Below are 635 nucleotides of genomic sequence, written 5' to 3'. Positions count from 1 at the left end.
GCCGCGCAAAACCCACATCCAGGTGCCGGAATATTGACCGGCTTCCCTTTCGCCAGACGGTGCAAAGTGCACCTTTGAAACGGAGCTTCCCTATGGCTTAGGATCGACTAACCCATGTCCAACCGCTGTTCACATGGAACCTTTCCCCACTTCGGTCCTTCAAGTTCTCATTGAAGTATTTGCTACTACCACCAAGATCTGCACTAGAGGCCGTTCAACCCGGGCTCACGCCCTAGGCTTCGTCACTGACCTCCACGTCCGCCTACTCCTCAGGGCATCGTTTCTACCCTGAGGGCGAGGTATGGGTGAGACGCTTGAGCGCCATCCATTTTCAGGGCTAGTACATTCGGCAGGTGAGTTGTTACACAGTCCTTAGCGGATTCCGACTTCCATGGCCACCGTCCTGCTGTCAAGATGTACTAACACCTTTTGTGGTGTCTGATGAGCGTCTACTCTGGCACCTTAACCTCGCGTTCGGTTCATCCCGCATCGCCAGTTCTGCTTACCAAAATTGGCCCACTTGGCACCGTCATCAGATCTCCGGCTTCATCGTCCGAGTAAGCCGGAGTACTCACCCATTTAAAGTTTGAGAATAGGTTGAGGTCGTTTCGGCCCCAATGCCTCTAATCATTCGC

General features: G+C 53.5%; 1 rRNA gene. It reads right to left on the bottom strand.

Annotated elements, in window-relative coordinates:
• A 23S ribosomal RNA gene (locus OFY01_RS18625) occupies positions 1-635 on the bottom strand; the annotation flags it as partial.

Source organism: Streptomyces beihaiensis (assembly GCF_026274175.1).
GTDB lineage: Bacteria > Actinomycetota > Actinomycetes > Streptomycetales > Streptomycetaceae > Streptomyces > Streptomyces beihaiensis.
This window is presented reverse-complemented; position numbering and strand designations above follow the sequence as displayed.